This is a genomic window from Desulfovibrionales bacterium, from assembly GCA_028715605.1.
Classification (GTDB): domain Bacteria; phylum Desulfobacterota; class QYQD01; order QYQD01; family QYQD01; genus QYQD01.
Genome location: JAQURM010000001.1, coordinates 295,135 through 320,156, shown reverse-complemented (window position 1 = coordinate 320,156; position 25,022 = coordinate 295,135). Strand labels below are relative to the sequence as shown.

The following is a 25,022-nucleotide window of genomic DNA, read 5'->3' as shown; positions in this document are numbered from 1 at the left end:
AGCCTTCATTGCTTGTCAAGAGTAGAAGATTTCACAGTAGGCAGGAATCGTTCTTTCAATTCCTGGATAAAGGGATCGTTCATCCTGACTTCAGCATCCTGTCTTAACTCCTTGGCATAATCCGTCCATAATTTCTCATAGTTTTCCTTGACATAATCCCTTTGCACGACGTCCTTTATTTGTTCAAGGTCCTCGTAGTCAACATCGGACTTGGCCTCCAACTTTACGATATAATACGCACCGCCCTCTGAAAGCACATCGCTGTTCTCTCCAACCTTCAGGGCAGAAACAGCCTTAGATAAAAAAAACAATTTATCCTCTGAAATCCAGCCCCTGTCTCCTCCCTTCTCAGCCAGGCCATCTTCGGACTTATTTTTTGCCAGCCAGGCAAAATCAGCTCCCCCGCGCAGTTGTTCCAGGATGGCCCGGGACTGCGCCTCATCACTTACAGTAATCTGCCTTATCCGGTACTGAACCGGCTTGAGATACTTGTCACGGTGTTTATCGTAATAATCCTTGAGGAGTTCATCTGAAATCTTTATCTGTGGGTATATAACCTTCTGGGCAAACAACTTCTTTAGTAGGTATTCTTCATAATACTTAAGCATGCGACCGAAATCTGCGTCTTGTTCATAATGCCGATTTAAAGCAACTACATCCACAAGTTTGCGGTCGATCCAGTTATCTACAAACTTTCTCTTTAAGTCCGGCGGATTATCCGCAACTAATTTAGAATCCGGTATGTCTTTTAGCTGTTGATAGAAATCGCGCACCGTCAATATTTCTTCCCCAATTTTTACAATAGGCCGTTCATCCTTGGCCCACTTTTCATCCCTTGCGGCGTCAATAGAAACCGGCAATTCTGCCAACAAATCTTCGCTTATGACTATATCGGCCTGCTTGTGATATCTCTTTAAAACTTCCTGACCTTGCGCCTCTTCTTTCTTCTTACGAAAATGTTTTTCTGCAACCTGCCGTATCTCCTCTAAACTTTTCTCCGGTGCCGGCTTCTTCTCCTCAATTTTTATTATTTGATAGCCGGAGGGAGTTTTAATTACGGGTGGTAGCTGGCCAGCCTTAAGAGAGAAGGCTATATCTCTAACTGATTCCGGGAGTTGCCATCGGCGTAAAAACCCCCGGTCTCCTCCCTTATCTTTAAACATATCGATAGAATGCTCCCGGGCGAGAGTGGCCATATCAGAACCGGCTTCGATCTGGTCCCGTATATTCAGGGCCTTTTCCTCAGTTCCCACCGTTAGTTGGCGAATATGTGTCTCCTCCATCTGCTCATTGTAAAATCGCCGCATCTCGTCATCGCTTACCCAAACCCTGTCCTGAACCTCTTCTTTATAGAGGCGTACCACTGATTCCCTGAGGTTATATTCGTGCATCTTATTTTGCACCCAGGGATCCTTATCCAGCCCCATACGATAGGCCTCCTGGACAATCAGGCGGTCATCGATCAATTTATTAACATAATCCATAAGGTCGAGATGCTCCTCCGGCCGTACGGCCTCAGTGCGATGCGTTATCTTTAACGCCTCTTTTAAATCCCCCTCAGTTACCGGCACGCCGTCCACCCAGGCCACGGGTTTTTCACCTGAGATCATGAACCCGCTACAGGCCGCAAGCAACAAAAGCACCCCGATAATCATATAGTTTCGTAACAATATAAACAGTGACATATCTAACTCCCCAAATTTGGCCCTTTACTAAGCCGTCAGCATTCAGCTTAATGTGTTGTTTGTCTTAGGTTTTTGCTGACAGCTAATTGCTGATCGCTGAAAGCGTGAAGCCGGGAACATTAGTTTCCGGATGGACACTACCTAACCTCAATATAAGGCAAACGCTGTACCAATTTTTTGATTACCTTTTCGGCAACCTTATCGGCCGTTCTTATTCGCCCCCAATCCAGGACTAAGATATCGTCTTCGCCCGTAGCTCCCAGTCGATCTGCCCAGATGATGGTCTTATTAGGAACATATAAAAGACGCAGGCTGATAGCTGCCTCCGGGATAACCTGCCCTTTGGCGCCCAGATCTTCGGTATATTTTTCCACTGTTCCGAGCAGGATGCCATCGACTTCAAGTTTCTTGCCCAGCGCCTGCAACGTATCATAGTCCAGTTCTCCCCGATACGGATAATTCTCTGAAACCAGGGTATTCCAGACCTGGCCATATTCAACAGTCGCCCAACCCGTTTTTTGCGCTATGCCCGCAAGGAATAGGTACGTGGCGATAACCCCGGCATCCCTGCGCGGGCTCAGGTTCCCAAAGGGCATTACCGCCACCCGGAAACGCCATTTCTCTTGTTCCGCCTTATCCGGCGGTGTAAACCGCTTAAGAGGAGAAAAAAGTTCCTCAATTACTATAGGGGAGAGCCCAGCTAGTGTCGTAATTTTACCCAGGCCAAGGACCGTTTTAAATTCCTCCCCACTGCGGCTGGCATGTCCGCCCCAGACAATATTCCCATCCGGCACGGATACCAGACGGGTAGAGATGGATAGTAGCGGTTCATCAGAGCATGAATTTACGCTTCCCAGCAGAATATAAGTGGCTCCAAGCCCGCGATCCATACTATGAATAATTTTATCTGAGAAACGCCCGGTGCTTCTAATTTCATGCCGCAACAGAAATCTTTCTACTACTTCATCAGGCACTATTTCAGCCCCGGCATCTTTAAACCACTGCCGTATATAGGGCATAACCGTTTCCACGGCCTCTTTCTTATCAGAAAGGTTCTCAAAAGGCATCAGCGCTATAGCTTTTCGGGCCAGCGGCAGCCTGGCATCGCTATCAAATGCCGCCCGTCCGGCACAGGAAGGTAAAAAAATAAGGAGAGTCAAAAGAAAGGGTGATATTTTCCACATAGGGCCGTTTCATAACTACTTGGAAGTGTCTGGATTAACGAGACTATTACGCAGGGCAAACCCTACCCCTACCATCAACATTTTATTTCGAATTTCGATATTCGTATTTCGAATTTTATCTCTCATGGATACAACGTCCGGATCGCCTTTTTAACTACCTTTTCAGATGCCTCACTGATCGTATCTGCACGTGCCCCAAAATGGCGGGTCCCAAAACCTGCCCCACCGGTAGAAGCGCTTACTGACCACACAATGGATCCGGAATCGATCTCCGCCATAACTAAGGAGATGGAAATTTCAGGGGCGGCAAAGGATCCACCTTTTGATTCCTCATACCTTTCGACCGAGCCTGCAAGAACGGCCTGTGCATTTAATGCCCGGCCAATTTCTTTGATCTCCTTAGGAGGCAGTGCCGTTACCGATTCCACTTTAGCCGTCTTAAGAGTGGCCGAAAGATCGCCGGCTACGACTACATCCATCAAACCTGAGGCCAGAAGTTCATTAATTACCAGTCTTCTGATCCTTTCAGAGGCGAACTTATCATTGGTAAGATTATCAAAGGGCAATACGGCCACCCTTTTGATAACGCTAAAGTCAAAGTCCTGGCGTATATAAAAATTCGGCTTAGGCGTACGGGCGCAACCAAAGCATATACAGGCCAGCAAAAGACAAATTATAAAGTGATAAGCCCCCCATCGCTTCATGGCAAAAACAGACTCCTTACTATAACCTTTACCGCATCCTCGGCTGTCTCGCCCAAGGTAGGCCCTTCAGCCTTGAAATGCCTGCCCCAGAAGCTGGTTCCGCCCGACGTGTACTGGGTCGAAGCAATAATTGCCCCCGAAGTAGTTTCCACCACAATACAGTGAATAGTTACCTCGGGATAGGATATCGTAACACCCCGCACCACTCCAAAGGCATGGACTGAACCCACCACTACCGCCGGGACCCGCAACCGCTGTCCAATAATCTTTATATTTTCAATATGCAAGGCACTGATGGAGGTAATACCGGCGCTCCGTATAGCATTTAGTACCTCGCCGGGCTCGATAACATCTACACGACCCCTATACAAAAGTTCTGTAATCATGAGATCTTGCACCTTTTTACCTGCATAGGGGTCGTTTGTCAGATTCTCAAAAGGCATAACCGCTACCTTTGTAATCTGACGAATATCAACGCCTGAACGCAAATAGGTCTTTCGGCCGGGTGCGCAGGCAGACAAAAATACAAGCGTTAAGCACAAACAAGACAACAGAACGGCTGTCCAATTTTGGCTTTTATCAGTTTTACGTATCACTGTCAACAATAATGCCCTCCCGTATCTGTTTACCGTTGTCCGGTCACCGTTGTCTGTAAGAACCTGAATAGTGTTTCTTCGGTGAACGGTCAACGGTTACTACCTCCCTTAGAACCGTCCGGTAAAGGATAATCCCCAGGTATGGGTATCTGTTTCAGACGATGATTTAACACGCCCAAAGGAGTAATTAAACTGAAAATCCATATACTTGTTTATCTGCCACCTATTCTGGAAGGTAAGGGTCTGGTTTTTTGTGTCCCCTGAGTCCGTCTCCTGGGCGCTCAGATTAAAATTAAGTACGGGAACCGGAAGCCAATCTATACTGTAATTCTGGCCAAAAGTACGGGTAGTCCCTGTATCGGCAGTCTGAAGCGAGGCCATAAAATTTAATAGCGCACTGGGGCGATAAGTCAAGACCAGGGACTGCTGGTTGGAGGCCGTACCAGGCGCAGGCCAGCTAAAACCATATGTAAATGTTCCACTTAGCCTGCGCGTCAGTATAGCATTTATATTACCGTTAAGGGAAAGGGTATCTGTAGTGAGATTAGTCTGAAAGGATTCCGAGGTGGTATAATTCAGGTCTGTAACCATATTGACGCCGTCGTACAATTTAGCCAGCGTACTGAGGAGAAGGGAGTCGCTTATGGTCTGTTTCTCGGAAAAACTGTACTGCTCACTGCGTGTCGCGGAAAATGTGGTATCCAGCGTATCAAGAAGCGGAGAATTAAGAGAAAAGGCGTATGTATTGGATGCCGAATCGGTGGTCCCCTCCGTATCCCACGAGTCCTGCCTCTGGAAACGCAAAGAGGTCATAAGCTTTGTATAGGGCTGCCAGTTAACGGAAGGACCCCAGCTCCGCGTAGTGGTTCCGCTTGATGCGCCTTCCCCCCCTTTTTGGGTCTTGCTGAAAATGGTTGAAAAAAGATTACTCGCCGCCTCGGGAAGGGATGATGGTTCTTCATCATTGCGCGTCAGGTAAAAACTGAATGAAACCGACAAATCAGGCCTGGCCTTCAAACTGGTGTTAAAATTCAGACCCTGATCGAACCGGTCGGTAATATCGGTTTTTTCTGTCTCGTCACCATAGGCCTCTATTTCCGTAATGTATATGTTGGTTATGCCGGCCGGAAGTGTAGCTTCGTCAGTATTGACGATCTTGAAAAATCTGGCGGTCGTAGGCGTAAAGCTTACCTCGTAAAAATAAACGTCTTCTGTCACCGAGGTGCTCGGAGCCGGAGAAGCGGCGCCGGTTATCGCGGTCCAGTTCGATGCCGTGGTACCCGAGTAAACAGTAAAGGTCAGTGTATCACTAAAAGTAGAGGTCTTGGCTATGTTTGTGTAAATGCGAAGGGTCTTCACTGATTTGGTACTGGTTAGTTCCAGCCCTATGTTGTGATAGAGATGTGAGTTGGGGTCAGTGTTTGGCAACCCAGTGAGCCCAACATCAATAGTTGTTATAGCCGTGCTTTTGTCCCCATCAATAAGGGCATTTTGCGTCTCGATCGCGAGTGTCGTTGGCGTTGGAGGTGAAGCCGTATCACGTTTATGAAGTCCCAGAAAAGGTGTCCGCTCTACTGTAACTACCGCTGCTGTGGAAAAAATATCCGTAATATTCCGGTTATAATTGGCCTGGTAACTGGCGTTAATCGGCAGCTTGCCGTCAAAAAATGATTGGCCGTAGTCCAGCCGGCCATTATGTGTGTGCGCCTCTTTCTCGGTGCGATAGATATCGCCTGAGAGGGCATCATCTGTGGTCTGGGTAAGGTAATAATTATAGTAAAACCTGAAAGGGGCGTAATCATAACTTGTATTTAGAAGATAGGTGTCGGTAGTTGTATCGAGGCGCGTGGGCGAAAGATAATCAAAATCCCGTTTGCGGCCCCATTGTAAGGCCAGTGTCGGCAAATCACGTGGAGATATATCAAAGCGGGCATAGGTATAATCACCGGTCTTCCGTATCTCATCAGCCAAAGATGCGCCGCTCCAGGTCTCTGTACGTTGATAGCCGGCGCTGGCATTATAATAAGGATTATGCAGGCTGAATTCAATCTGTGGCTCAGCGCCCTGGTTATAAGTTTTTGTGGTTATGCTGTCCTGGGTAGAAGAAGTTTTGTTGTGATTGGCCCGGAAGTTGAGAGTATAAGAAAGCACGGGCGTAATTTCATCGGCCAGATTTAAATAATAATTTTGAGAAAAATTATAACCGTCGCTTGTTTTAACTCCATCCTTTTTTTGTTTGGTTGCGTTATAACGAAGATCGGCCGTGCCGCCTATACCTGCTGCCCCTGCAGATGGGCCAGGATAAGTTATAAGCACGACCAAGGCTATAACTACCCTCCACAATCCTCGTAGGGCAGGCATTTTGCTGGTCATCACCTTTAAGAGTTTAACATCCAACCCTTATCCTCAGCCTATCAAAAAGGAACCATCGTAATCTCATAAGGCTTGCTACCCACGGGAATATTCTTGATCAATCGCCGGCTAGTCTTATCTATAACGTGAACTATGCCATCTTCACGATCCACGACATAAAGCTTTCTACTTTCGGGGTCCAAGGCCATGGATTGGTGAAACCCACTCACATCGATCACTCCCGTAATGGGCGTCATAATAGATTTCAAGGATGCAGCTATATCCTCCACCGGAGTCTTAAGGAAGAGCACTTCACCGGGCCGGTCTTTTAAAAGATACAACCTCAGAAAAAGGGCATCGACCGCAATGTCCACCCCGCCCGTGCCCACGTTGGTTAAGGTGGTTACCGCGTCCGAGGTGGAGCCATCCATGATTTTTAATGCGTCGATAATTGAGATCGTATCAGAGCCGTTATTAGCTACATAGACCTTACCCCGCTCTACATCCACATCCAGGGCCGTCGGATTCCAGCCCACGGTTAAGGTATGGGTATCTTGCACGGCCAGTGTAGAGGTATTGAAAATGATAACGGATACGGTGTTGGTCTTACTGTTGGCTACATATATATGCAGGTGTTGATCCCGATAATCCTTCCAGCGATTCAATTGACCGGCCGTCAGCCCTTTCATATTATATATGGTGTCCGTGGGGGGGTCAGTGATTATGGCTATAGGGCCGACGCCTACCCTGACCTGTTCAATCTCTTCGTAATTATCCGTATCTATTATGGAGACATTGTTAGAGGCATAATTGGCCACAAACAGACATTCCTTGCCTGACCGGGTCTGCGCTGCGGCAATGGCCCGGGGTTGTCTCCCAAATGATATAGGTATGGTCTGCTCGACCTGATTTAGGGTCGGATCGATGACCGTAATGTTATTCGCCCTGGAGTTGGCCACATATACCCTTAGCCTGGTCTTTTTTGTACCGGCGGCCAAGCCGCAGGGCGCCTTTCCTACCGCTATGGTAGAAACGACCTCATCCCATTCTCTGTTTATAACCGTTACATTATCTGACCCTTCATTGGTTACATAAGCCAGTTGACTTCTTACCCCGCGAATCTCTGTCTTTAGCGCAAATGCGGGGATAAACAGATAATTATCCGCTATAGACCCCTCTACATCCCAGTTGATAAAAACTGAAGTATCCTGCCCTTTGACTATCCTGAAGTTAAAATCCATCTCCAGGCCTTCGGAAGGGATGGAAAGGTCTGCGGCCTTATTTTCCTTAATGACCTGTGCCCGATCAAAGGTAAAGCGCAGCTTTTCATAGGCCCTGGCCACAAGTTTGCTTTCCGCGAGGATGACCTGGCGTCCGATTATACCCCGGGAGTTTATCGGCTGAAGTTTAAGCGGCAACTCTTCCCAACCGCCTTCTTCGCTGAAGACGCCAACGCTGCTGAGGCCAAAGGTGAGATTCAGGCCGGTCTGCGGCGGGCCATTCAAAAACAGAACGAGTCTGCCCTGTGGCCGGCTATTCATCGGTTCGGCCAGATGTTTTTCCTTTAGCCCGGCGCAGCCCCAGCACAGAGTGATTACGAGAAGAAGAGACAGACAAAGCAAATAATATTTATGAAGGATTTTGTACATGCATCCTCCTCCCTGAGAGCACAAAGGCCCTTATATCTATTACTATATCGGCCACTTTAGTCATTAAGAAAAGGAGGGGAAATAAGAAAACTTTTTCTGCTTTATATGAGTTAGATATGATTGTCAAGGACAAAGGCGGAAAGGCCTGGACGGGTATAGAAAGCTTTCCAGGCAGTGATAGAGAAGGGGGGCAATTTTTTTGAATGGATATTCATTTTCTTCTGGAAATAATCAATAACTTTCTGCTATAGTTCTACCGGTGATTTTTCAAATCTTCAATTTTTGGTGGTGCCCATTGATTGTTGTCGGTTGTTTGTTGCAAAAACAAAAGAAATCAACCGGTTCGACCAGGTAGCAACGAAGGCTCTAACGTTTCAACGCTTCGTCTAACTATTTGGATATACAGATACAATTGACCACTGACAACGGACGACTGGCACTACCGGATTTTTGAAGTGAGAAATAATTTTTCCCAAAGGAGGATTTTCATGAACATCTTAATTTTTGGTCCAAATGGAAGTGGCAAGGGAACGCAGGGGGCAATTGTTCAGAAGAAGTACAATCTCCCTCACATCGAATCGGGCGCCATATTCAGAAAGAATATAGGCGGGGGCACAGAGCTGGGGAAAAAGGCCAAGGCATACATCGACCGGGGAGATCTGGTGCCGGATGACATCACCATCCCCATGATCCTCAACCGGCTTAAGGAGGATGATTGTAAAAAGGGATGGCTTCTGGACGGCTTCCCGCGTAACGTTGTCCAGGCCGAGGCCCTGCACAAGGCGCTTAATGAGGCCGGCATCAAGCTTGACTATGTCGTGGAGATTGGCCTGGACCGCAAGACAGCCGCGGAAAGGATTATGGGCAGAAGGCTCTGCGTTAATGACAACAACCATCCGAACCATGTCCATATTGATGCCATCAAGCCGGTAGAAAAAGATGGGAAATTGGTCTGCCGGGTCTGCGGGGGTGATTTGAAGACTCGGGCCGATGACCAGGATACGGCCGCTATTGATAAGAGGCATGATATTTATTACGATACCAACAGCGGCACCATGGCGGCAGTCAACTATTTCAAAAAGGTGCCGGGGCCAAAGGTAGTTGCCGTGGATGGTGCGCCGCCCATCAATGTAGTCTCAGAGAAATTGATGGCCCAGTTGTCCTAACCTGATACCCTCCATATTTGCAAAAAAGAGGCGGGAGATTCTCCCGCCTCTTTCATAAATTCTCAGGCCGTCATGGCTCTTGCGGTTTGGAGATGCGTTTCGGGTGTGTGTCATAGATGCGCCGGGCTGCGTAATGTTTCATTTTTCCCATCTTATAACTTCACCGGATAAGATACGCCGGATTTGTCCGGTCTGATCCCGAAGGAGCAAAGCGCCGGACGCATCCACATCGACAACGATCCCTTCCAGTTCTTTTTCTCCGGATAGTATCCTGACACGGGCGCCGATAATAACGCATCTCTTACGCCAGGCGTCCAGGATGGGCTGAAACATCCCCTTTTTGAATAACTCATACCACCCGCCCAGATGTGTAAGTATGGCCTGCATGAGATCGGCGCGAGAGATGTTTTGTCCGCCGGCCATGGCCAGAGAGGTGGCGGTTTTTTGCAGTTCAGGGAGGAACTCTTCGCGGCGTGTGTGAATATTTATGCCGATCCCGAGGATAACATAAGGTGCGGCGATATCGCCATAAAGTTCTGTCAGTATGCCGGCTACCTTTTTACCTGCCAACAGGAGGTCATTCGGCCACTTGATAACTGGGTGCAGACCGGTGGTTTCTTCTATAGATTCGGCAGCGGCTGTTCCCGCCAGCAGCGTGATTTTAGGGAGATCGGATGGATCGAGCCGGGGCCGGAGGACAACGGAAAAATAGAGACCGGCACCGGGAGGTGAATGCCACGTCCGGCCCAGACGCCCCCGCCCTTTGGTCTGGGCTTCGGCAATAACGATAGTCCCCTCCGGGGCCCCTTTTTCTGCCAGGTCTCTCGCCACATTGTTTGTGGAGCCGGTGGTTGGTAGATAGTGTATTTTCCCTTGCGCGAAAGGGGTGGTTTTAAGCCTGCTGGTAAGTGACGCAACATCTATCGGGGCAAGTTTTGGAGAACTCATCAGGGTAGTCTTTTACCAGTCATAAGCTGATAACAGGTTGACCCGGTAACCGCGGGGTGTTCTCCGGTGCCGAGCACTTTGATTGTAGGATCAAGCTCAACGGCAGTATTAAGAAGAGGGATGGCCGTCTCGGCGTGGCGCAGCATCAAAGAAATCGGATCCCTGACCAGATTTTCGAGACAGCTCTTCGGTTCACGTACAAAATCCCCATAGCTGCCCAAACAGGCACAACAATATACCATATGGCCGGATGGGGCTATATAGATGTTGTTGGCGATCAAGACCCCGGAACTGTGGCGCAGATAAAATCCCTTAACCTCCCGGCAGCCGTCGGCGCCGACCAGATCTAACGGATCTACCATCAGATCCATGACTGGATTGAAAGAACTTCCGGATACATTTTTAACCGTATGTTTTTCCATCCTTCCCACCTTGAAACTTCCAAATACCCTGCCCAGGTAGCCGATCCAGTCATTTGGAATTCCATACAGAAAAGGAGCGCTTAAGCCATACTTCCGGGTTGCCGCCCATATTCTGTCCAACATCTCCTCTACGGAACTGCCTGGCGGAGGCCGGTGGAATACGTCCACAGAGATGCAGATGCGTGTCTTCCCTCCGGCGTTTGGAGAGTTTGCATGCCGGGCCCAGACCTCGATAACTTTGTCCGCATGTTCCTGACTGACCGCGAACCGTCCGTTTGTCAATATCCACACATCATAATCGGGCAATAAGGTGCGTATTTCCCTTAACAATTGTCCCTGGAAATCCAATCTCTGGTTATCGGACAGTTCTTTACCATTCGTCCTGGCAGGCCACCTAAAGAATTCTCCGCCGCTTATTCGGACGGATGGCCGGCCAAAGTTGAGATTAAAAGATGAAGAGCCAATAACCCACTGTGAGTTGCAGCCATTGCCCTGTAAACAATCCACATAGGCGGTTTTAAGCGATTCGCTCAGTCTTTTGGGCGGGACTTTCCTCGCCTCCAGGTCTCGAAATTGTTGCGGTAGTATGCAGCGGAACTCCCCTTTTCCAAAGAGCCTGTCAAGCTGCCTCAACACAGAAAATTGTGCTACGTGTTTTATAACCGTTATTGCATCATCTGGACTCAGCGTCTCCTGCCTCTCCGGTCCCGAGTTCGTAATGCAGTGCGCACAGCGGTCATTGCAGTGAAAGGAGAGATATAGCTCCACCTTATCAACGGCAGGTAAAGGAATGGGGACTCCTTCCGGTAAAGACGGCAGGAGACCTCTGCCCTTCAGTGTTTCAATAACCTCAGCAGTCAGTATCTTCATGATAATACTGCGTTATCCGTGTACCAATCTGACTTTAGTCTTCCAGTGTAGTCAGATCACCCGGACTTATCCCGTGACCGGCCTCTTATAGTGACCGCTCTTCCCTCCTTCTTTTTCCTGGAGGCAAATGTCCATGATGATTATACCTTTGTCCATTGACTTACACATATCGTAGATGGTCAGAGCGGCTACAGAAACAGCGGTCAGGGCCTCCATCTCCACGCCCGTCTTGCCCTGGCTGTTGACTATGGCCTCGATTAACACCTTATTATTTGTTTCATCCAGGGAAAAAGAGATATGTACACTGGAGATGAATAATGGATGGCAGAGGGGGATGAGTTCGCTGGTCTTTTTGGCGGCCATGATGCCGGCCACACGGGCTATCCCCAAGACATCCCCTTTATCAGCCCGCCCTTCCTTAATTAACTGTAGGGTTTCGGCGTTTACCAATACCGAACCGCCAGCCCGGGCGCAACGATAGGTGGTCTCTTTATGGCCGACCTCCACCATAACCGCCTTCCCTTGGGCATCAAAATGGCTTAAGGGTTGCATGGCTTGAAAATCCTTACCTTACTTACGGAATATTTTCTTAAAAAAACCGGCGTGTTTTTCTGCCTCGATTTCGGCAAATTCGCATAAAATTTCTTTCTGACGGGCGGTAAGGGATACCGGTGTGTTGACAATCACCTCTATTATCTGATCCCCTTTCCCGTGCCCTTGCAAAAAGGGTATGCCTTCGCCCTTTAAGACGATAGCTTCGCCTGATTGTATGCCCTCAGGGATAGTAACTTTTTTAGTTCCTTTCAGGGTAGTAACTTCGATTTTGTCGCCCAAGGCCGCCTGAGTGAAGGGAATAGGTACATGACAATAAATATCATAGCCCTTCCGTTCAAAAAAATCATGGGGCTCAACATGTAAAACTACGTAAAGATCACCGGGTGGACCGCCTCTTTCACCGCTTTCCCCTTCTCCCCGCAATCGAAGCCTTGATCCGGTGTCCACACCCGGAGGAATCTTAATGGCCGCTTTCTTTTTGACTCGTGTCTGCCCGCTACCGGCGCAATTTTCACAGGGATTAGTGATGATGGTCCCTGCGCCGCGGCAGTGCGGGCAGGTGGTACTGATACGGAAGAAACCTTCTGCGCGTACGACCTGACCTCTTCCGCGGCAGGTTGGACAGGTGCCGGGACGAGAATTCTCTTTACAACCGCTGCCTCCGCAGACCGAACAGGTTTCCAGCCTGCTTATTTCTATCTCTGTTTCCCTGCCGAAGGCTGCATCGGCAAATGAAATATTCAGATCATAGCGCAGGTCGGCCCCCGGCCTGGAAGCAGTTCGACCTTGCCTTGTAGTCCCGAAGCCGAAAAATTCCTCAAATATATCACTGAAACTGGCGAATATGTCATCAAATCCACTGAACCCCCGAAATCCAGCGCCCTGTAGCCCTTCGTGTCCATAATGATTGTAAATTTCCCTTTTCTGGGGATCCATAAGGACTTCGTAGGCCTCAGCCGCCTCCTTGAAACGCTCTTCCGCCTCTTTATCTCCAGGGTTTCGGTCTGGATGATACTCCATAGCCAGGCGGCGATAACTCCTTTTTATCTCCTCCTCAGAAGCATCCCGCGGGACATTAAGTGCCTCATAATAATCGCGCTTGATCATATCGTTACTGTTCTACTCTTTAACCTCCCCCTCTATCTGCAACCCTTTTTCAACCTTTCCCAGTTCATCTACATTTTCAGGCGTGACCTTCCCTGCCGCTATCTCCCGCAGGGCCACAACGATTTCCTTGTTTCTGGATTGAACCAGAGGCTGCGCGCCGCTACGAAGCTGTTGAACCCTTTTTTTCGCCAGATTAACCAGGACAAATCGACTACTAATCCTTTTTAGACAATCTTCAACCGTAACTCGTGCCATGCTATATCATCCTTTCTTTAGGCCTCAGGCCTAAAAAGCCTACGAACATAATTTTGGTATTTAATTACCGTATAAAACATAAAATAAAAATTATAGTAAGTTTATTCTACTTAGCAATGTTTTTTTGTTCTTTCTTTTGATGGTTAGGATTCGGACTTACTATTATATGAAGAAATTGTAAACATAATTTGCTTGACGGTTGTCAAAAGAAATTTTATAAATATCCTTTTATGTTTCAAATCTTCAGGGAGTAGTGTTTTGTTTGAAAGCTTAACCGAACGCCTTAACCTCGTTTTCAAGAAGCTTCGGGGCTACGGCAAATTAACAGAGCAGAATATTCAGGACGGCCTGCGTGAAGTGCGCCTTGCCCTCTTAGAGGCTGATGTAAACTATAAAGTCGTTAAAGATTTTGTCAATACAGTCCATGAACGCGCTGTCGGACAGGAGGTGTCGGACAGTCTTACCCCGGGGCAGCAACTTATTAAGATAGTTCAGGAGGAATTGACCGCCCTGATGGGGGGGCAGAAACAAGACATTAATTTTTCGGGGAAATGGCCGGTGTCTATCATGATGGTTGGTCTGCAGGGTTCGGGCAAGACCACCACGGCGGGTAAGCTGGCCCTACACCTGCGGGGTAAGGGGAGGCGCCCTTATCTGGTGCCGGCCGATATATATAGGCCGGCGGCTATCGACCAGTTGCAAAAATTGGCCAATGATTTGCACATGCCCGCTTATCCGTCTGTGCCGGATATGAAGCCCCTGGATATTTGCCGGAGGGCTATGACTCTGGCCAGGGAGAAGGCCTATGATACCGTCATCATAGATACAGCAGGGCGCCTGCACATTGATACGGTACTCATGGATGAACTGAAAGGCATCGAGGCGGCCATTGATCCTTCGGAAATTATTCTGGTAGCCGATGCCATGACCGGTCAGGATGCGGTTAATATAGCCGAGAAGTTTAACCAGACCCTGGGGCTAACGGGTATAATTCTCACTAAAATGGATGGCGACGCCCGCGGAGGAGCGGCCCTATCTATAAAAGCGGTTACTCAGAAGCCGATTAAATTTGTTGGAGTGGGTGAAAAATTAGATGCCTTAGAGCCTTTCTATCCGGATCGCATGGCCTCCCGCATACTGGGGATGGGTGATGTCCTGACTCTTATTGAGAAGGCCCAGGCCACTCTTGATGCCAAGAAGGCCGTAGAACTTGAGAAAAAGATCAGAAAAGAGTCTTTCACCCTGGAGGACTTCCGGGATCAACTACAGCAGATAAAAAAGATGGGGACTCTGGAACAAATTATCGGCATGATTCCCGGACTAAACAAGATCAAATCATTGCAAGGATTGCGTCCGGACGAGAGCGAGTTGGTCAGGATAGAGGCTATTATAAATTCCATGACCAGGGTGGAACGATGCAATTATACAATCATAAATGGAAGCCGCAGGCGGCGCATCGCCCAAGGCAGCGGCACCTCGGTGCAAGATGTAAATAAGCTGCTGAAAAACTTCGTCCACATGCAAAAGATGATGAAAAAGCTCAAAAAGGGTGGACTGAGAAATATACAAAATCTGTTTTCAGGATAGTAAAAACCAACAACCGGGGAGGTAAAAAATAGTATGGCAGTTAGAATCCGATTGGCGCGGCGGGGAGACAAAAAAAGCCCCTTTTATCGTCTGGTAGTAGCAAACTCAGAATCGCCGCGAGATGGTAAATTTATCGATAAAATAGGCACTTATGACCCCAAGCAAACGCCTCATGTCGTCCATGTGGACGAGCAAAAGTTGGCCGCATGGCTGCAGAAAGGGGCCAAGCCCACAGACACAGTAAAGAGCTTACTTATCAGCGGCGGCTTGTTAAAAAAATAACTTCCACTTTGGACGGATACTGTATAGAATATTTTTGCAGGGTACGATCGTCGAGCGAGCCTAACGATAGGGAGGGTTGGAGAGATGAAGGAATTGATCAGGTATATTGCACGCGCTTTGGTCGATAATCCGGATGCAGTGGAAGTTAATGAGATAGAGGGCGAGCAGACTTCCGTCATCGAATTGAAGGTAGCCAAGGAGGACCTGGGAAAGGTTATCGGCAAACAGGGACGCACTGCCCGATCTATGCGTACTATCTTAAGCGCTGCCTCGACCAAGTTAAGGAAGAGGTCAGTCCTCGAGATCATTGAGTAGCAGGCTAATGGATGAGGATTACATCCTCATCGGAAAAGTAGTCGGCGCTCACGGTGTTAGAGGAGTGTTGAAGGTCTTGTCCTACACCGAATCGCCCGATAGCTTCAAGGCATTAAAAGCCGTCTGGTTGAAAGATAAAGCTGGTGGACTTCAAGAGTTTAGGTTGGAATCTGCCGGCGTGAAAGGGAAAGTCAGCCTTCTCGGTCTATCGGGGGTGGATTCCCGCACAAAGGGGGAGTCATTTATTGATTCAGAGGTCTATTGTTCAAAAAAGTGGCTTGAAGAGTTACCGGCTGACGAATACTACTGGCACCAGATTATAGGGTTGACGGTCCGATTAGAAGATGGGTCTGTCCTGGGAAAGATAAAGGCCATTTTTCCGACCGGCAGTAATGACGTCTATGTAGTCGAAAATGGACCAAAAGAACATCTTATCCCGGCTATCGAGGACGTAGTGGTCAATATAGACCTGACGAACAAGATCATGACGATCCGCCTGCTGGAAGATTTGTTGAATATGAATGATATTTGATATCTTGACCATATTCCCACAACTGCCGTCTTCAGTCCTGGCCGAAGGTATTCTGGGCAAGGCCGTCAAGGAAGGCAAGGTCACCGTCAGAGTTATAAATCTGCGGGATTACACCACAGACAAACATCAGGTTACGGATGATCGTCCTTATGGCGGTGGTGAGGGGATGGTGATGAAGCCCGAACCGATTTACCGGGCCATCCAGGCCATTAAGACTAAAGATGCCGGAACCCGGGTGGTTCTGCTCAGCCCGCAAGGCCGGCTTTATACACAGGCCGTAGCCAGAGAAATGAGCGCACATAGTCACCTGTTCATTATCTGCGGGCGTTACGAAGGCATTGATGAACGGCTTTTTCATTTTGTAGATGACGAGGTATCCATCGGCGACTATGTCCTTTCCGGGGGAGAATTAGCTGCCCTAGTGCTCATTGAATCGATAACCCGGCTGTTGCCGGGTGTGCTGGGTTCGCCGGATTCGGCGGCCAGAGACTCTTTTATGGACGGCCTCCTGAAGTACCCCCAGTTTACCAGGCCGCAGGTATGGCAGGAGATGGAGGTTCCGTCTGTTTTATTGTCAGGGGATCATGAAAAGATCGCTCTCTGGCGCCGCAAAGAGGCCCTGAAGCAGACTTTGCTCAAGAGGCCAGATATGTTGAAGACTGCCGACCTGTCTGCTAGGGATCGCCGCTTGCTGGAAGATATTGAAAGGGAGCGCAAACTTAAGGCCGGCTGATGCAAAATAAGGTTCGGGTGGACATAGCGCTTGTCCACTATCCTGTTTATAATAAAAATGGCTCTATTATTGCCTCAGCCGTAACTAATTTGGACTTACATGATTTAGCGCGGCTGGCGAAAACTTATGATCTGGGCGCCTTCCATGTTATAACCCCGGTTAAAGAACAACAGGCTTTTATAGGGCGGATACTTGACCATTGGCTTTTCGGCTGGGGCGGCGTGTACAATAAGGACCGGGTAGATGCCCTTAATTTGGTACGGGTTAGCGATTCCATCAAACAGGCCCGGGAAAGTATTCAGGCCGGAACCGGCAAGGAACCCGTTGTCCTGGCTACAGGCGCCAGGGAAAGAAGGCCGGCGCTTGGTATAGAAGAGGCGCGGAGACTGTTAGCGGGTGATCGCCCGCTATTGTTGATTTTCGGCACGGCCTGGGGATTAGCCGGAGAGGTAATAGAACAAGCCGATTATGTTTTAAAGCCGGTGCAAAAATGCGCACAGTACAATCACCTTTCTGTGCGCAGCGCTGCGGCTATTATAGTAGATAGATTTTTGGGTGACAGAGGATAGGGAGGTACTTTATGGATGTAATGGAACTGCTTGAACGTGAACAGATGCGGGGCGATCTGCCTGATTTTAGACCAGGGGATAAAGTAAAGGTCCACGTCAAGATAAAAGAAGGCGAAGAAAAAGAGCGCATTCAGGTCTTTGAGGGGATAGTTATCCGTATGCGCGGGGGCCTTGCTGATACTACCTTTACTGTGCGAAAGGTTTCCTATGGCGTGGGAGTAGAGAGGACTTTCCTTTTACATTCACCACGTATTGATCGTATTGAGGTCATCTCTCATGGCCAGGTACGTCGGGCCAAACTTTACTATCTCCGTAAATTGTCCGGAAAGGCGGCTCGCATTAAGGAAAAGAGGTAGGGATAGTTATGTTGGAGCTTGCCTCGCCCGAATTCGAAGGAGGCGGACTTCTATTCTGGGAGAGAAAACTTCACCTTCAAGGTATGAGGTTTGTAGCCGGGGTAGATGAGGTCGGGCGGGGACCGTTAGCAGGACCGGTGGTGGCTGCCGCTGTTATTATGCCCCCTACCGGTGAGTTTACGGGGATAGATGACTCTAAAGTCCTTTCTGCCCGCCAGCGAGCCACTTGCGATGATCTTATCCGTAGCCAGGCCATATCTATAGGCATCGGCGCCATAGAGTCAGAAGAGATCGATCAGATTAATATCCTTCAGGCCACGCTTAAGGCTATGCAACTAGCTGTGGCTCAGCTTAATCCCAGGCCGGATTATCTCCTGGTGGACGGCATTGTGCCTATGCCCGCCGCCATTCCCCAAAAAACCATAGCCCAAGGGGATTCCCGAAGCGTATCTATTGCCGCGGCCTCCATCATTGCCAAGGTATATCGGGATGCGCTTATGGATAAGTACCATGAGCAATATCCGGTGTATAACTTTGGCCGGAACAAGGGCTATGGCACCAGAGAACACCGCCAGGCCATTGAGAAACATGGCTGCTGCCCCATACACCGGCGGAGCTTTCGCGGTGTAAAGGAGTATGTGGTTGGATAAGATACTCGCCGGCAAAAAGGGAGAGGACTTAGCCGTAACATTCCTCAAAAAAACCGGGTATGTTATTTTGGCCAGAAACTACCGGGACAGCCTGGGAGAGGTGGACATTATTGCGGAAGAAGACGGGGCGCTGGTGTTCATAGAGGTTAAATCCCGTGGCTCCCTTAGGTATGGAGATCCCAAGGAGGCTATTACCGCCCACAAAAAAAGACAGTTGTCCAGGACGGCCCTGGCGTTTATAAATAAGAATGGGCTTTCCAGCCAGCAAGCCCGCTTCGACGTGGTGACCATCCAATTTGCAGGTGGCCAGCCGCAGTTTGAACTTATCAAAAATGCCTTCGATGTTACCTATTGAAATTATAAGCATTCAGCTATCAGCGTTCAGTCCCAATATTCTTAATTTTAGATTTGAAATTTGAAATCTCTTTTTTGCTGACCGCTGAGGGCTGATGGCCTGAAAGGGTTTTATATTATGGAAGTGAATTCATATACGGAAAAATCACCGGGTGACTTGCTAAAGCTGGAGGCCCGCGAAGCAGGCCGTTTTCTGGATCAGTTGCCTTTGCCGGATCGGGTTGACTTTATAATGCGCGCCTCCGCGAAGGAAAGACAGTCCCTGGTGCTACTGACGAGCCGTCCAGAAGAGATCGTGGCCCTTTTCCCGCCGGAAGAGTTATTTTTTACGATAAAAGAGATAGGGGCCACAGATGCCCTCCCGCTCATCAGTCTGACCACTTCTGAGCAACTGCACCTTATCCTGGATATTGATTGGTGGCAAAAGGACCGCCTTAGACCCGATAAGATTTTTGAGTGGCTGCGCCTCCTCTTTGCCTGCAGTGAGGACAAGGTAGCCGCGTGGCTTAATACCGTGGAATTTGCTCTCCTGGTGAGTCTGTTTAAACATTTTGCCAGCGCCTTTAAGGTCGGCATGGAGGAAGACAGGCTTGAAGAGATTGACGCCTTCCCACCCTTTACCGTGGATAATTATTACTTTATTCGCTTTAAGAAGCCTGGCGTTCAGGAAACGCTGGGTAGGATCGTGGAGATTGCCCGGGAGATAAATCCAAAGCTTTACTTTGATCTCATGGAATCTATAGTCTGGGACGTTGAAATGGAGAGTGAAGAGGATGCCTATAAATGGCGGCAGGCCAGACTGGCAGAGCATGGTGTCCCCACCTTTCATGAGGCCCTGGATATATACAAACCGCCCTCCATACCCGATCCCTCCCGTGTAAAACCGGCTACATCTCCACATCTCATCGAATCAGACATGGAGTCCAAAGCTCCGGCGCCTGTATATCCGCTGTCTGTTTCCGAACGACCCTCTTTTGTACTAAAGGTCCTTGAACTCATAAGTGATCAAGAGCTTCTGGACCGCATCAAGCGCGGTTGGGCCCATGTATGCAACCATGTGGTCATGGCCGATGTCCTTGACTTCGACGAGATGAAGGATATTAAGAGGGGGATCCAGAAGGCCTCCCGCTACCTTAATATCGGCCTGGAATATATCAGCCAGGGGCAACCCGAACAGGCCCGGCAGCTCCTTGAGTCTACGCCCCTAACTGAGATATTTCGCTTTGGCTATGCGCAGGCTATAGCCTTGAAGAAAAAGGCCCTATCTATGGTCAATAAAGGCTGTGTAGAGAAAGACCTTTCTCCGGCGGATGAACCCTGGCGTTCGCTTCTGGCCGGGTTATTACGGAGGCATCCGCTCTATTACGACCCTTTTGGCGCAGACAGAATGGATAGGGGCGATGATTATCGTGATTTTGGTGCGCTGCGCGAGGTGGAGGAAACTAAGGAAAGGCTGGAAGAGGCAGAACTCATCGGCAGGTTGATGAAAGAACGTCTTGCCGATTATGGCCTGATAAAGGACCTTCCCTTGGCTGCATGCAACATTCAGATGGCCATAGAACTCAACTGGAGTGTAATCCTGTTTACTGTCGTGGCCCAAATGCTATCAAAAAATACCCCGCGTCTTTGGCCCGTTACGGTCGAGGAACTCCACACCCTTTTCCCCGGACTTTGGGCGAAAGGCAGCAAAGAAAAAGGGCGAAAGCTCTCACCGGATATAAAAGAAGAGATGGAAAAGACCCTGCTGGGGCCGTTTTTTTCTCCTGCACCCGAAGAGCGGGGGCGTATTACCCGCTATCTTGAAGCCTGCCATAAACGCATAGAAGAAGATATGGGATTTCTTGATATTCACACCCCTATAGATCCGCGTTACATCCATGTCCTCCTCGTAGAAATTTGAGATTTCATGCGCCACCCGGAAACCGGCCGCTGATAGCTGCCAACGTGACGCCCCGCCCTCTGCATGCTGTGGGGTGAACTAAATGGAAGATAGTAGATTCGGAAAGTTTGGATGTGGACTTTCCCCACATTTTTATGGAAGCCGTTGTTCCTGAGCGAAACTTGCTGGAGCAGTGGGGCACCCTTCGAGGGCGAGCAGGAAGGGGAAAGCCAGCCCTTTAGAGACTGGAAGGGGCAAACCTTCCCCGCCTGCGAGTCCCGAAAGGGTCGCTGCAAAAGCCGTGAAGCGAAGGGATGACGGCTTCCATTTCCAGCCTGCGAAAATTGGCTAAAAATTAATACGTTGACCTAATCTGCCGAGTTTTTTGGGGAAAGTCCACGTTTGAATAGCTTGATTTTTTACCCCCTTGGACTATAATGGCCTCGCTTTGGAGGATAGATGGTAAAAAAAGTGCGTTCTATTGTTATTTCCGGCAATGGCACAAATTGTGAAATGGAGATGGCCCATGCCTGCCGCCTGGCCGGTGCGGACGAAGTTGACATTGTTCATATCAGTGATCTTATTTATGGTGTCAAGCGCCTTGATGACTACCACTTTTTGAATCTGCCCGGCGGTTTCCTAGATGGAGATGATCTCGGCGCCGCCCAGGCCGGCGCCAATCGTTTTCGCTATGCCACGGTCCGGGGCAGCGGAGAGCGCCTTCTGGAACAACTGCTTCGTTTTATTAATGCGGGCAAACTTGTCTTCGGCGTTTGCAATGGTTTCCAGTTGATGGTCAAGCTGGGCCTTCTGCCTGGCTTTGACGGCCGCTACACGGAACGCGAGGTAACGTTGACCTATAATGACTCCGGCCGTTTTGAAGATCGCTGGGCCTGCCTCCGGGTGAACAGCCATTCTCCCTGCGTGCTTACAAAGGGCATTGACCGCCTCTACTTACCGGTACGGCATGGCGAGGGGAAATTCATCGCCCGGGACGCCTCTGTATTAAAAAGATTACATACGGATGGGTTGGTGGTTCTTCAATATACGCAGGCAGCGGGTGATGAGCCGACCATGGAATACCCCTGGAATCCTAATGGTTCCACAGATGCCATCGCCGGTATTTGCGATCCTACCGGGAGACTCTTCGGGCTTATGCCCCATCCTGAGGCCTATCTGCATTATACCAACCATCCTCGCTGGACACGGGAGAAACTGCCTGAAGAAGGCCAGGGGCTTATATTATTTAAAAACGCCGTCAATTTTATTCGTAAACACCTCTAATACAAATAACACCGTTCGCAGGGGGCATATTTTCACGCAAAGGCGCAAAGACTGCAAAAAGAATAAAATTTGGAACTCAGGTCGTGCCTGAGGCAGATTCGCCGGGGCGAAAACTCATGAAAAAATCTTTTGTTCCTGATTTCTTGATTTCCAGATTTTCATTTTTTCCTCTGCGGCTAACGGCATAGGCCTGATGGAACAAGAAAAGTTACTACAATTTTTGACTGTATTGCGCCGCAGCATACTATGGATAATTACGGCCTTGGTGGCTGCCACCATAGGCGCTTACTTTCTTTCCGGCCGGATACTAGCCGCCCTCCAGGGCCACCTCCATCAAGAACTGGCCTTTTTTTCAGTCTCCGAGCCTTTTATGGCGTTGATTAAACTTTCCTTCGCCATCAGTATCTTTGCGCTCGTCCCCTTTATTATGGTAATGCTCTGGCGCGCTGTAGCTAAACCTTATGGGCTGACCAGGAAAACAGGGCTGTTATTTGTGCTTACAGGCATCCTTTTATTCTATGCCGGGGCTGCCTTTTGCTATTTTATTACCCTTCCCTTTGGTGTTAAGTTCCTCCTTGGTTATCAGACCGCGCACGTTAAGGCGGCTATTTCCCTCGACCGCTTTCTTACCTTCTGTTTTGTCTTTATTCTGGCCTTTGGGACCATGTTTGAGTTGCCTTTAGGCATGGCCTTCTGTGGCAGGATCGGACTCTGTGGAGCCGGATTTTTTCAGCGCTCCCGCCGCTACGCTATATTTATAGTCACCATTGTGGCGGCTGTCGCCACCCCTACGCCCGATGTGTTTAACATGATGCTTATGGCCGTGCCTCTTTATGCCTTATACGAGCTGGGCATTGTAGCCTTGCGGATCATGGGGAATTAAGGCGCATGTATATCGACACCCACGCCCATCTGGACATGTATGATTCTGCCTCAGACCAGGCACAGATAGTTTCCAGGGCCCATGCGGCCCGGGTCAGACAGATAATTACCATTGGCATTAATCTCCCCAGCTCCCGGCAGGCCGTGGCTATTGCCGAACAGTATGAAGGCGTATTTGCCGCTACAGGCATACACCCCCATGACGCGAAAGGGGTAACCGACGAGACTTACGACGATCTAAGACATCTGACTAAAAATCCGCGTGTAGTGGCCATTGGTGAGATAGGGCTTGATTTTTTCAAGGAATATTCCCCGCGGCGGGAGCAGGAGATATGTTTCAGGCAGCAGATACAACTGGCAAGGGAGTTAAGGCTGCCACTGATTATCCATGACCGTGATGCCCATGATGAGACCATCCGTATCTTAAGGGAAGAAAAAGCAGAGGATATGGGCGGTGTATTTCACTGTTTCTCAGGTGATTATACCTTTGCCGGGAAGTGCCTGGATATGGGCTTCTATATTTCCATCGCCGGTGTTGTTACTTTTCCCAAGGCTACCATCTTGCAGGATGTGGTAAAGAATGTCCCTATGGATCGTTTGCTAATTGAAACCGACGCCCCATTTCTGGCGCCGGTACCTTATCGGGGGAAGCGAAATGAGCCGGCCTATGTCATCCATGTAGGCCAAAAGATAGCTGAAATAAAGGGATGTTCGGATGTAGAGGTCGCCCAATGGACACGAAAAAACGCCCAAGCCCTTTTCAAACTACCGGCCCGGTGATTCTGGCCTCGGGTTCGCCCCGGCGTCAGGATTTTTTGCGGACCTTGGGGCTTAAGTTTGAGGTGGTAGTCAGCCACGTCGAAGAGGCCCCATTCGTGGATGGCGACCCGGCCCGGTATGCCCTGGAAATGGCGGAGGCCAAGGCCCGGGCGGTTTCTTGTAGTCATCCCCGGAGCTGGGTGGTGGCTGCGGACACTATTGTCATTATAGGCCATGAAGTCTTGGGCAAACCAAAGACTGAGAAAGAGGCGATTTCCATGCTGGGCCGCCTTTCCGGCCGCTGGCACGAGGTTATCACGGCCTTCTGCCTGTTGCACCACGACAAAGGCGCGGCATATAGAAAGGCGGTTCAGAGCCGCGTGAAGATAAAGAGATTGACTACGGCCGAGGTTACAAGTTATGTAGTCACGGGAGAACCTATGGACAAGGCCGGGGCCTATGCCGTCCAGGGTATCGGCGCCTTCATGGTAGAGAAGATAGAGGGATCATATACCAATGTGGTCGGTCTGCCTTTATCTGAATTAATCGGGGCCATGCAGGCTGTGGATATAATCCGTCCCAGGGTAGCGATTAGCGAGTAACGTATAGGATTAAAGGAAGATATGCTTTCAGAAAATATTGCCGCTATCCAAAAGAGGATTTCCGGGGCGGCCTGCCGGGCCGGGCGCGACCCATCTACGGTTAAGCTGCTGGCGGCTACGAAGTCTGTGCCGGCGGCCAGGATAAGGGGGGCTGTTTCTTACGGACTTAAACTTTTCGGAGAAAATTATGTCCAGGAGGCACGGGCCAAGATCGAAGAGGTCGGTCTTGGGGTATTCTGGCATTTCATCGGCCGCCTGCAGACCAACAAAGCCAGGTATGCAGTCCGGCTTTTTGACCTCATCCACTCTCTGGATAACGAAGACCTGGCCATGGAGCTTAACCGGCGGGCGGCGGCCATTCCCCGGATTATGCCCGTTCTGATCGAGGTCAATTTGAGTGGAGAAGAAAACAAGGGCGGGATTGTCCCGAATGCCCTTTTGCCTTTTCTGGAAAAAGTAGCCATGCTGCCCAATCTCTCTGTGCGCGGGCTTATGACTATGCCTCCTTTCTTTGCCGACCCGGAAAAGGCGCGGCCTTATTTCCGCCGTCTTAAGGAGCTGGAGAAGGAAATCCAGGTCAGGAATATTCCCAACATCCGCCTTGAAGAGCTATCTATGGGTATGACCGGGGATTTTGAGGTAGCCATAGAGGAAGGGGCTACCATAGTGCGTATCGGCACGGCCCTGTTTGGGCCACGAGGATAGCGTATAGCGATTAGCGGGTAGCAAGTGGACACACTATACC

27 protein-coding genes are annotated in these 25,022 nt (G+C 49.4%); 16 read left to right on the top strand and 11 right to left on the bottom strand.

All coding sequences use genetic code 11. The annotated features are described in order from the left end of the window. Positions 1–5: 5 nt before the first annotated feature. The 6 genes from PHT49_01510 to PHT49_01485 form a co-directional block, all read right to left on the bottom strand. Positions 6–1,685: a peptidyl-prolyl cis-trans isomerase gene (locus tag PHT49_01510; protein ID MDD5450557.1), complete on the bottom strand. Its 1,680-nt coding sequence runs from the start codon at positions 1,683–1,685 to the stop codon at positions 6–8. Between the two features lie 137 nt (positions 1,686–1,822). Further along, a complete protein-coding gene (locus PHT49_01505) occupies positions 1,823–2,869 on the bottom strand; it encodes a hypothetical protein (GenBank protein MDD5450556.1) in 1,047 nt (348 codons plus the stop codon). A gap of 122 nt (positions 2,870–2,991) precedes the next feature. Continuing rightward, complete coding sequence (locus PHT49_01500; protein ID MDD5450555.1) at positions 2,992–3,573, bottom strand: hypothetical protein; 582 nt, start codon at positions 3,571–3,573, stop codon at positions 2,992–2,994. Continuing rightward, complete coding sequence (locus PHT49_01495; GenBank protein ID MDD5450554.1) at positions 3,570–4,016, bottom strand: hypothetical protein; 447 nt, start codon at positions 4,014–4,016, stop codon at positions 3,570–3,572. Before PHT49_01495 ends, PHT49_01500 begins: the two co-directional genes overlap by 4 nt. Positions 4,017–4,277: 261 nt before the next feature. Then, positions 4,278–6,530 carry a hypothetical protein gene (locus PHT49_01490; protein MDD5450553.1) on the bottom strand — a complete coding sequence of 751 codons (2,253 nt, stop codon included), beginning with the start codon at positions 6,528–6,530 and terminating at the stop codon, positions 4,278–4,280. 53 nt (positions 6,531–6,583) lie between these two features. After that, positions 6,584–8,170, bottom strand: a complete 1,587-nt coding sequence (locus PHT49_01485; protein ID MDD5450552.1) for a YncE family protein — start codon at positions 8,168–8,170, stop codon at positions 6,584–6,586. Positions 8,171–8,658: 488 nt separating this feature from the next. On the opposite strand from PHT49_01485, the gene PHT49_01480 reads away from it, so the two are divergent. Then, positions 8,659–9,336 (top strand): adenylate kinase, encoded by a 678-nt coding sequence (locus PHT49_01480; protein MDD5450551.1) that lies wholly within the window; start codon positions 8,659–8,661, stop codon positions 9,334–9,336. Positions 9,337–9,474: 138 nt separating this feature from the next. Here PHT49_01480 and PHT49_01475 read toward each other — a convergent pair whose 3' ends face one another. The 5 genes from PHT49_01475 to rpoZ form a co-directional block, all read right to left on the bottom strand. Further along, positions 9,475–10,284 (bottom strand): biotin--[acetyl-CoA-carboxylase] ligase, encoded by an 810-nt coding sequence (locus PHT49_01475; protein MDD5450550.1) that lies wholly within the window; start codon positions 10,282–10,284, stop codon positions 9,475–9,477. Next, positions 10,284–11,576: a hypothetical protein gene (locus PHT49_01470; GenBank protein MDD5450549.1), complete on the bottom strand. Its 1,293-nt coding sequence runs from the start codon at positions 11,574–11,576 to the stop codon at positions 10,284–10,286. Before PHT49_01470 ends, PHT49_01475 begins: the two co-directional genes overlap by 1 nt. 66 nt (positions 11,577–11,642) lie before the next feature. After that, a complete protein-coding gene (gene moaC / locus PHT49_01465; protein MDD5450548.1) occupies positions 11,643–12,128 on the bottom strand; it encodes a cyclic pyranopterin monophosphate synthase MoaC in 486 nt (161 codons plus the stop codon). Positions 12,129–12,146: 18 nt separating this feature from the next. Then, on the bottom strand, positions 12,147–13,238 hold the full coding sequence (gene dnaJ, locus PHT49_01460) for a molecular chaperone DnaJ (protein ID MDD5450547.1): 1,092 nt from the start codon (positions 13,236–13,238) through the stop codon (positions 12,147–12,149). A gap of 12 nt (positions 13,239–13,250) precedes the next feature. Next, positions 13,251–13,493 (bottom strand): DNA-directed RNA polymerase subunit omega, encoded by a 243-nt coding sequence (gene rpoZ / locus PHT49_01455; GenBank protein ID MDD5450546.1) that lies wholly within the window; start codon positions 13,491–13,493, stop codon positions 13,251–13,253. A 258-nt stretch (positions 13,494–13,751) separates the two neighbouring features. On the opposite strand from rpoZ, the gene ffh reads away from it, so the two are divergent. The 15 genes from ffh to PHT49_01380 all read left to right on the top strand — a co-directional run bounded on the left by ffh (position 13,752) and on the right by PHT49_01380 (position 24,982). Then, complete coding sequence (ffh, locus tag PHT49_01450; GenBank protein ID MDD5450545.1) at positions 13,752–15,080, top strand: signal recognition particle protein; 1,329 nt, start codon at positions 13,752–13,754, stop codon at positions 15,078–15,080. Between the two features lie 33 nt (positions 15,081–15,113). Beyond that, complete coding sequence (gene rpsP, locus PHT49_01445) at positions 15,114–15,362, top strand: 30S ribosomal protein S16 (protein ID MDD5450544.1); 249 nt, start codon at positions 15,114–15,116, stop codon at positions 15,360–15,362. Between the two features lie 84 nt (positions 15,363–15,446). Next, on the top strand, positions 15,447–15,677 hold the full coding sequence (locus PHT49_01440) for a KH domain-containing protein (GenBank protein ID MDD5450543.1): 231 nt from the start codon (positions 15,447–15,449) through the stop codon (positions 15,675–15,677). Between the two features lie 7 nt (positions 15,678–15,684). Then, positions 15,685–16,209, top strand: coding sequence for a ribosome maturation factor RimM (rimM, locus tag PHT49_01435; protein ID MDD5450542.1), 525 nt, complete (start codon positions 15,685–15,687; stop codon positions 16,207–16,209). After that, positions 16,199–16,942: a tRNA (guanosine(37)-N1)-methyltransferase TrmD gene (trmD, locus tag PHT49_01430; protein MDD5450541.1), complete on the top strand. Its 744-nt coding sequence runs from the start codon at positions 16,199–16,201 to the stop codon at positions 16,940–16,942. The genes rimM and trmD overlap by 11 nt, the downstream gene beginning before the upstream one ends. Next, positions 16,942–17,511, top strand: coding sequence for an RNA methyltransferase (locus tag PHT49_01425; GenBank protein MDD5450540.1), 570 nt, complete (start codon positions 16,942–16,944; stop codon positions 17,509–17,511). Before trmD ends, PHT49_01425 begins: the two co-directional genes overlap by 1 nt. An 11-nt stretch (positions 17,512–17,522) precedes the next feature. Next, positions 17,523–17,867, top strand: a complete 345-nt coding sequence (rplS, locus tag PHT49_01420; protein ID MDD5450539.1) for a 50S ribosomal protein L19 — start codon at positions 17,523–17,525, stop codon at positions 17,865–17,867. An 8-nt stretch (positions 17,868–17,875) separates the two neighbouring features. Beyond that, the gene (locus PHT49_01415; GenBank protein ID MDD5450538.1) at positions 17,876–18,517 is read left to right on the top strand and encodes a ribonuclease HII; all 642 of its coding nucleotides are present in this window, start codon (positions 17,876–17,878) and stop codon (positions 18,515–18,517) included. Further along, entirely contained in the window at positions 18,510–18,872 is a 363-nt protein-coding gene (locus PHT49_01410) for a YraN family protein (protein MDD5450537.1), read from the top strand. The genes PHT49_01415 and PHT49_01410 overlap by 8 nt, the downstream gene beginning before the upstream one ends. 117 nt (positions 18,873–18,989) lie before the next feature. Beyond that, positions 18,990–20,771: a DUF6178 family protein gene (locus tag PHT49_01405; protein MDD5450536.1), complete on the top strand. Its 1,782-nt coding sequence runs from the start codon at positions 18,990–18,992 to the stop codon at positions 20,769–20,771. Positions 20,772–21,209: 438 nt separating this feature from the next. After that, positions 21,210–22,034: a phosphoribosylformylglycinamidine synthase subunit PurQ gene (locus PHT49_01400; protein ID MDD5450535.1), complete on the top strand. Its 825-nt coding sequence runs from the start codon at positions 21,210–21,212 to the stop codon at positions 22,032–22,034. A 193-nt stretch (positions 22,035–22,227) separates the two neighbouring features. Further along, positions 22,228–22,917 (top strand): twin-arginine translocase subunit TatC, encoded by a 690-nt coding sequence (locus PHT49_01395; GenBank protein ID MDD5450534.1) that lies wholly within the window; start codon positions 22,228–22,230, stop codon positions 22,915–22,917. 5 nt (positions 22,918–22,922) lie between these two features. Beyond that, the gene (locus PHT49_01390) at positions 22,923–23,696 is read left to right on the top strand and encodes a TatD family hydrolase (protein ID MDD5450533.1); all 774 of its coding nucleotides are present in this window, start codon (positions 22,923–22,925) and stop codon (positions 23,694–23,696) included. Beyond that, on the top strand, positions 23,648–24,277 hold the full coding sequence (locus PHT49_01385) for a Maf family protein (protein ID MDD5450532.1): 630 nt from the start codon (positions 23,648–23,650) through the stop codon (positions 24,275–24,277). The genes PHT49_01390 and PHT49_01385 overlap by 49 nt, the downstream gene beginning before the upstream one ends. 21 nt (positions 24,278–24,298) lie before the next feature. Beyond that, complete coding sequence (locus PHT49_01380) at positions 24,299–24,982, top strand: YggS family pyridoxal phosphate-dependent enzyme (GenBank protein ID MDD5450531.1); 684 nt, start codon at positions 24,299–24,301, stop codon at positions 24,980–24,982. Positions 24,983–25,022 lie beyond the last annotated feature (40 nt).